Source organism: Persicitalea sp., assembly GCF_041751555.1.
GTDB lineage: Bacteria > Bacteroidota > Bacteroidia > Cytophagales > Spirosomataceae > Persicitalea.
Map to the genome: position 1 here is coordinate 1 of NZ_JBGSXF010000096.1, position 7,250 is coordinate 7,250.

The following is a 7,250-nucleotide window of genomic DNA, read 5'->3' on the forward strand; positions in this document are numbered from 1 at the left end:
CGAGAGCAGCCGGACCAGTTTGTACAGTTCGGTGCTTTTGCGAATATCCGCTAAAACCGCGATGTCGTAGTTGATGTACGAACTTAGAATATCGCCGATCAAATCCTTTTTATCGGCCTCGCTTTCGGCCAACACAACTTCCGGGAAACCTCCGAATTGGACATACATTTCGTAGAACGCTTTGAGCCGCTCATACTCCGACTTCACAAAGCGGAGTTCCTGCCAATCGGCCAAAGGCTCAAAGAGGATTCCGTTGAAAGTCAGCAGTTCTCCGAAGGTAAGCGGATGTATCTCAAAGAGTTTCTTGCGCCCGGCCAGCGACTCGTTAAAGGTGTTGCGAAGGTAGTAGGCGCTCGACCCCGTCAGGATGAATTTGAACCCGCAGGTGTCGTACAGGTATTTGACCACGCTGGGCAAGTTCGGGGCCATCTGGATTTCGTCAATGGCAATCAGCAGGGGTTGTTCCAGATCGAATCCCCGCTGGGAAAGCGCGTAAACGATGTTCTCGTAATTTTTTTCCGCGAAAAATTCCCGGTTGTCGATGCGTTCCAGATCAAAGTACACCTTCTGGGCGAGGGGAGAGCGTTCCATCAGGGCTTTCAACAGGGTGGTTTTGCCCGTGCGCCGCATTCCCGTCAGTACAGTAATCTGCTTTTTGGCAAGATGGTCGAGTAACGCCGGAAATACGGTTCTTTGGTAAAACATCATACTATTTTTAAAGTGTACTTCAAATATAGTAATACTATTTTTAAAGTACACTTTAATTTAACAGGGAAGTGAGAGCCAATGATGCGCGACGAACCGATTGACAAGGCCCAAGGTAGGGATACCGGGAGTGCAATGGCAAATATTATCTGTTCGCTACTTTTACCAATCCTGAGAAGGCGGTTGCCGCCCAAAATCCCCGGGCCGTGGCTAGGCTCATCGGAAATTCTTAATATTAAACGTCACCGAAAAAATGGGCGCATTGAACACCGTGAGTTCATAGGGCCGAAACCCGTTACCGATTTGCCGAAAGAAAACGGAATACTGATTGTCGATGCCGTACACATTGTAGAGCGTAAATATCCAACTCCCCTGCCAGCGGCGGTTTTTTTCGGTCAGGTTGTTGAGTTGAAGCGAGAAATCGAGCCGATGGTAATCGCGGATACGATCCTGATTGCGGAAGGTAAAGTACGGGATGCTTCGATTTTCGTAGCGCAAAACACCCGTGGGAGCAGTGAACGGACGACCGGAGGAATACGTAAAAGTAGCCGAGAAGGTCGTGATTTTGTTGGGAATCGTGGTGAGGGATAAGTTGAACGAGTGGGGTCGGTCGAAGTTGGCCGGAAACCAGTCGCCCTTATTGATTTGCTCCAAAAATGAAGGCCCTTCGTCCACGCGGTTGAGGACGCGGGCGTAGGTATAGCTGATCCAGCCCGTAGTCGTTCCCTTTTTCTTGGTGGCCATGGCCTCGATGCCATACGCCCGGCTTTGGCCCTGCAAGAGCTGCGTTTCGATATTTTGCCGCAACAGAAAATCAGCGCCCGGCTTGTATTCCACAATATTGTCGGTTTCGCGCCAGTAGGCTTCCAGCGAATAGTCGAATATCGTATTCCGGGAGGTTTGAAAATAACCCAACGTAGCCAGTCGACTCACCTGCGGCTTGATGTGGGCATCGCTCGTTTTCCAGCGCGAAGTGGGTAGCGGCGTAGTAGCATTGGAAATCACCTGCATGTACTGCCTCATGAGCGTGTATCCTCCTTTAAGCGAGGCTAGTTCAGAGAGTTTCAGACTTAGCCCGAGGCGTGGTTCAAATCCGCCGTAGGTGGCCATCGGCTCCGCGCGAGCGTAGTCAGTCACGCCGATGACCGACGATTCTTCCCGGATCGAACCGGGGAGGTAGGCGCGTACGCTGCCGGGGCCCAGATCCAGAAAGTAAGAATAGCGAAGTCCGGCCATCACCGTTAGTCGGGGGGTGACTTTGTACTCGTCTTCGATGTGCCCGGCCAGTTCGACGCCACGTTCCTGGGGTAGTTCTACGGCGTTTACCGACAGGCTGGTACCGGGGTCGAGTCTGCCGGGCGGGTCGAGGAGGTAATTGACCAGGCTCGCCCCGATTTCAATTTTGTGGGCTTCGTCGGGCGTATAGTTGAGGTTGGCTTTCAACTGTCGCTGCATCACCCCCGACATGATTTCGACGGTATTGTCGTCGCTGGTTTCGGGCAAAAGAATACTGGGGGTGTAGTTGCTTTGGGTACCCACCACCTGCATGTCGATCTTGGGTGAAAAAGCGTGAAACCACTTCGCCGAAAAGTTGAGGGTGTTGTACTTGAACTGGGTGGATTCCGACACGATGTTGGACACACCGCCCAGCAGTTCCGTCTGGAAAAAATCCGTATTGAAATAGCTCGAAACAGACAGGGTATTTTTGGGATTGATTATCCAGAATAACTTGGCGGCCGCGTCGCCGAAATTGGCCCGGATGCCCTGAATAGCTGGCGGGCCAAGTTTGAGCAGAAAATCATTGAACGACCCGCGTCCCGACACCAGCAATCCAATTTTATTCTTGACCAGCGGCATCTCTACCGTAAGCCTGCTGGATATCAGCCCAATCCCTCCCTGCACCTTGAACTGATCGAGGCTGGGGTTGGCCATTGCTACATCGAGTACGGCCGCCGCCCGGCCCCCGTAGCGAGCGGGGGTTGTGCCCTTGTACATTTCCAGGGAAGCAACCGCATCGGGCGGAAATACCGAAAACATGCCAAAAAGGTGGGTAGGATTGAAGATGGGGGCATCGTCGAAGAGCATCAGGTTTTGATCCACCGTACCGCCCCGGATATTTACGCCATTGGACGCCTCGCCCACCGACGTAACGCCCGGCAATAGCTGGAGGCTACGGATGATGTCCACCTCGCCCATGACGGCCGGCAGGTTTTTAATGGTTTTAATATTCAGACGCGTGACCCCAAGTAGCGGCTTTCGAAGCGTTTGATCCACGTTTTGGGTCGAAATCGTCACTTCGGCCAGCTCGTTGGCTACGGCCAATAAGCGTAAGGTCAGCGTGGTGTCGCGTCTGAGATCGAACTTGGCGAAGAAAGTACGGTAGCCCATGTTCCTGATTGTTAGCACTACTTCGCCTTCGGGATGAAAAATTTCAAAAATGCCGTCCTTATCCGTAAAAAGTCCAATGCGATTGTAATTGAACTGGACAGCGCCATTGACGATAGGCTCACCCGTGAGCGAATCGGTCAATACGCAACGCACCAGGTAGCTTTTGCCAGGAGGGCGTTTTTGGCCCACGACCGAGGTACTTAGCAAGCTTGCGAATAGGATAAACAGGAGTAAAGTACGTTTCATTGCCAGCCAGTTGGTTTGAAGGGGGTACGGGTACTGGATGCTTTGCAGGGTACTTTGACAAGATCAAAACGGGGAGATGGTAAGACATCCCGCCCGAGCAGCGGTATGACAAGCGGCGAAGGATAGCCTCGCCTGTCGAGCCAAATCCGCTGTACATTCGTGCCCACTGCGCCAAAAAAACCCGCTACCAACTCTCCGGCATCCTCTATATTTTGAATATTACCAACGGGCGGGGCGGCGGGCGTATCGACGAAGGTTCCCGATGTTTCCACCTGCTGTTTGAGTCGTTCAAAATAGCGGTACGCACCCTTCGAAAGATTATGTTGGGTGAGTTCCAGCAGAGCGCCACCTCGAGAATAAAACGGGGCCTGCCGCAGCAATAGTCCTTTGACCTCCTTCCCATTGATGAGTGCGTCAGAAAATATATTGATGCGTTCGTCGCCCAGGATTTCCCAGCAATCGCCATCGCACTGGTAGTCGTAATACACAGAGGGTTGTGAAGGGGTGGGCGGACGTGGGTTGCAGTCCTGGGTGCGTTCGTTGTATTCTACATCGATGCACGTCAGGCAGATGGGCTGCTGTTCAAAAAGGCGCGTTTTCCAGAGGTAGTAGTTTTCCTGATCGACGGGGTCGTTAAAATCAGCAAGCACATCGAGGGAAGACATGGCCCGCTGGTTGAAATTCTGAAACGCAACCGAAATACGCGGATTAAAGACGGTAGAATAGCTGGCAGCCGTGCGAAGTGGCACGAGGGTTTCTTCGGTAGATTGGTATTTGCGCCCATTCGCCAATTCAAAATAGAGGCTGTAGGTCTCATTCGCTTTGCCCCGGAAGTCAGGGTCTGACTCATATACCCCGGCGGAGGTTTCGCTGAGCCGAAGCACCGGACCTCGTTTGGCCCGAATTTCCACCTTGGCACCACTGATCGTTTGTAAAAAGCTGGTACCCTGAGTACTGCGCGTATTTCGGAGCGTTATCCGAACCGGACTATCCTCGGTAACGAATCCCTCCACAGTAAGCAGATTATCGTCGTAGTCGAACGTCTTTCTGTAAGGATCTACGCATTGCATGATCAGTAACAGGGCCAGCATGGTTGCAGCCTTGGTCAATTTTTGGTACATAAAGTTTCTTCAATAAATTTCGGCGGAGGGTTCGACCTGAAGGCCATTTTTCAACGGCAATTCCCGGATGTTGATTTTGCGGACGTCAGTGATAGTGACAGGTAAGTCTCAAATAAAGGGAAAAATTTCGATTCGTCAACCACAGCGTCCGCTAAGTCTGGTCGGGCCACGCCCAACTACCTTTTATCGGCCCAGGATGATCCGACCAAAGTAAAAGACAATCGAAACAGGGTTTTAGACAGGAAGCCACCATCATTGGGAAACAATCCCTTCTAATGAAATTTCAAACACTATGAGAAAGCGATTCCTCCCTCCTATCCTTGCCTTTTTCCTGCTTGTTACCTTATTGAGCGTGGTTTTTATCAAAAAAGAGGAGGGCAAGACCAACTTTGGGATTACCTCCGCTGCGCCAGACAACCGTGCGACGGTCCAACCCAATATCCTCTTTATCACCGTGGACGACATGAACGGCTGGGGACTGATGAAGCACTACCCGCTGGCGAAAACGCCCTACCTGGATGAGCTAAGAGGTCAGTCGTACAACTTCACCCAGAATATCTGCGCCTCGCCCGTTTGTGTGCCTTCCCGAGCGGCCTTTTTCAGCGGAATGTACCCGCACCACACGGGCGCTTACTACAACGGGGCCAATCCCTGGAAGGAAAGTTCCATTCTGGCCAGGACCGAAACCATGCCCGAATGCTTCAAGCGCAACGGCTATGAGACCTTTGGCCGGGGCAAGATTTTCCACGCCAATATTGGCGATGCAAGAGAGGAGGCGATGTTTGACAATCGCCCGATTTTTAAAGGCGGTTTCGGGCCATTCGCCGAAAAGGAAGATTGGGTGGGTTCGGGCAGCTTTGAATCCGTAAAGGCATGGGAAGGGCCGGATTCCGACTTTCCGGACGTGAAGAACGCCGAAGCAGTCATTGATTTTTTACAAAAATCACACGATAAACCCTTCTTCTGCTACGTGGGTTACTGGCGTCCGCACACACCCTACACGGCTCCGAAACGGTTTTTCGATCTATTCGACGAGAAAGACATCGTCCCGACTGCCGGGTACCGGGCCGACGACTTGGACGATGTACCCGTCCAGGGCCGCGAATTGGTGGACTCGCTCTGGCGCTTCGGCGGACGCGAGAGCCTGGAAGGAGCGCACAAAGTTTTCCGGCGCATGATGCACGGTTACCTGGCCACAACGGCCTTCGCCGACTGGTCGGTGGGGCGGGTCATCGAGGCGCTGGACAAAACGGATTTTGCCAAAAATACCATTGTCATCGTGGCCTCCGATAACGGATACCACATGGGAGAAAAGGAGCGCTGGCAGAAGGGAACCCTCTGGCAGCTATCGGCCTACGCGCCGCTGCTCATTCGCTTGCCGAACGGACAGTCGTACGAATGTCCCCAAACGACCAACCTGATCGACTTGTACCCGACGCTGGTGGAACTCTGCGGTCTGAACCCGCCCAAACATATTTTGGATGGAAAAAGCCTGACGCCGATTCTCAAAAATCCGGCGATGAAATGGTCGCCGAGCGTAATGACCTACGGCGAAAAGTACTCGTCCGTCACCGATGGCCGCTACCGATACATCCGCAACCCCGATGGCACGGAGGAGCTTTATGACCACCAAAAGGACCCCCACGAATGGGAAAACCTGGCGGCCAATGCCAAAATGAAAAGCGTCAAAACCCGCCTGGGCAAGGAAATTCCGAATACGTGGGTCAAGTCGTTGGGCGGTGGGTCGGAGAAGAAGGGGGGATATTGAAATAATGATTAATTATAAGGAAATACACGATTCCGGAAATCGAAGGCGGCGGGGCAGCGACCGTAGATTCCGGGAAAATTGACTTTTACACGAAAAGAAAATTTATGAAATCTCCCCTCTGCTTCTTTCTCCTGATCTGGCTGCTCGGTTGCACGACCAAACCTACCACCCAAAAAAGCCGGGCGGACGGCTGGCAAAACCTCTTCGACGGAAAAACCTTAGCGGGCTCGACAAAGTACCTTGGCGTTCCCCACGCCAATTCGACGGTAGCAGATTTACCCAAAGACGCCAACGGAAAATACACGCAAGACTTGGGCATCGACAACGACCCGCTGGGCGTGTTCCAGATCGTGACGGAAGACGGGCAGCCCGCCATCCACGTAAGTGGCGAGGTATTCGGTACCATCATTTTTGACCAAAACTTTGAAAACTACCATGTCAGTGTGGACTTCAAATGGGGTGAGAAAAAATGGCCGCCGCGCGAAAATCAGCCCCGCGACGCTGGGCTACTCTACCACGGATTCGGAACGCCGGGCAGCGTGGGCCGCAACTGGCTCCCGTCGCAGGAGTGCCAAATTCAGGAAGGTGACGCAGGCGACTACTGGCCCGTGGGCGACGTGACCATCGACATTCCATCGGTCAAGACCGACAGCAGCAAGTGGTGGGCGTACGCACCAGAAGCGGCGCGACGCACCTACGTGTATTCCAACGAAATGTCGGAAAGACGTTGCCTGAAACGGCCCGACAACGAACGTCCGCACGGGCAGTGGAACACCGCCGAAGTCATCACTTGGGGCGACAGCAGCGTCCACCTCATCAATGGGAAAGTAGTGATGCGGCTTTATAACTCGCGCAAAGTCGAAAATGGCGAGCGCGTCCCGCTGCGCGGCGGTAAAATCGCCCTGCAATCGGAAGGCGCGGAGCTGTTTTACCGGAATGTCAAGGTGAAGCGGGTGTTGGCTCCGCCCAAAGAATTTAGCCTATAGGCGGGAGAAAATACCCCTCACTGGCTTTTTTTACAT

General features: G+C 53.0%; 5 protein-coding genes. 2 read left to right on the plus strand and 3 right to left on the minus strand.

The annotated features are described in order from the left end of the window. The 3 genes from ACEW8P_RS03140 to ACEW8P_RS03150 form a co-directional block, all read right to left on the minus strand. The coding region (locus ACEW8P_RS03140) for an ATP-binding protein (protein WP_373511653.1) at positions 1-708 on the minus strand (708 nt) is incomplete at its 3' end. A gap of 213 nt (positions 709-921) precedes the next feature. Further along, positions 922-3,339 (minus strand): TonB-dependent receptor plug domain-containing protein, encoded by a 2,418-nt coding sequence (locus ACEW8P_RS03145; protein ID WP_373511654.1) that lies wholly within the window; start codon positions 3,337-3,339, stop codon positions 922-924. Further along, positions 3,336-4,448, minus strand: a complete 1,113-nt coding sequence (locus ACEW8P_RS03150; RefSeq protein ID WP_373511655.1) for a DUF4249 domain-containing protein — start codon at positions 4,446-4,448, stop codon at positions 3,336-3,338. Before ACEW8P_RS03150 ends, ACEW8P_RS03145 begins: the two co-directional genes overlap by 4 nt. A gap of 304 nt (positions 4,449-4,752) precedes the next feature. Here ACEW8P_RS03150 and ACEW8P_RS03155 point away from each other — a divergent pair, with 304 nt between their 5' ends. After that, positions 4,753-6,228, plus strand: a complete 1,476-nt coding sequence (locus ACEW8P_RS03155; protein ID WP_373511656.1) for a sulfatase — start codon at positions 4,753-4,755, stop codon at positions 6,226-6,228. Positions 6,229-6,332: 104 nt separating this feature from the next. After that, entirely contained in the window at positions 6,333-7,214 is an 882-nt protein-coding gene (locus ACEW8P_RS03160) for a DUF1080 domain-containing protein (RefSeq protein WP_373511657.1), read from the plus strand. Positions 7,215-7,250 lie beyond the last annotated feature (36 nt).

Coding starts and splice junctions, on each gene's coding strand:
- ACEW8P_RS03145 (WP_373511654.1), bottom strand. CDS start 3,339: ATGAAACGTACTTTACTCCTGTTTATCCTATTCGCAAGCTTGCTAAGT.
- ACEW8P_RS03155 (WP_373511656.1), top strand. CDS start 4,753: ATGAGAAAGCGATTCCTCCCTCCTATCCTTGCCTTTTTCCTGCTTGTT.
- ACEW8P_RS03160 (WP_373511657.1), top strand. CDS start 6,333: ATGAAATCTCCCCTCTGCTTCTTTCTCCTGATCTGGCTGCTCGGTTGC.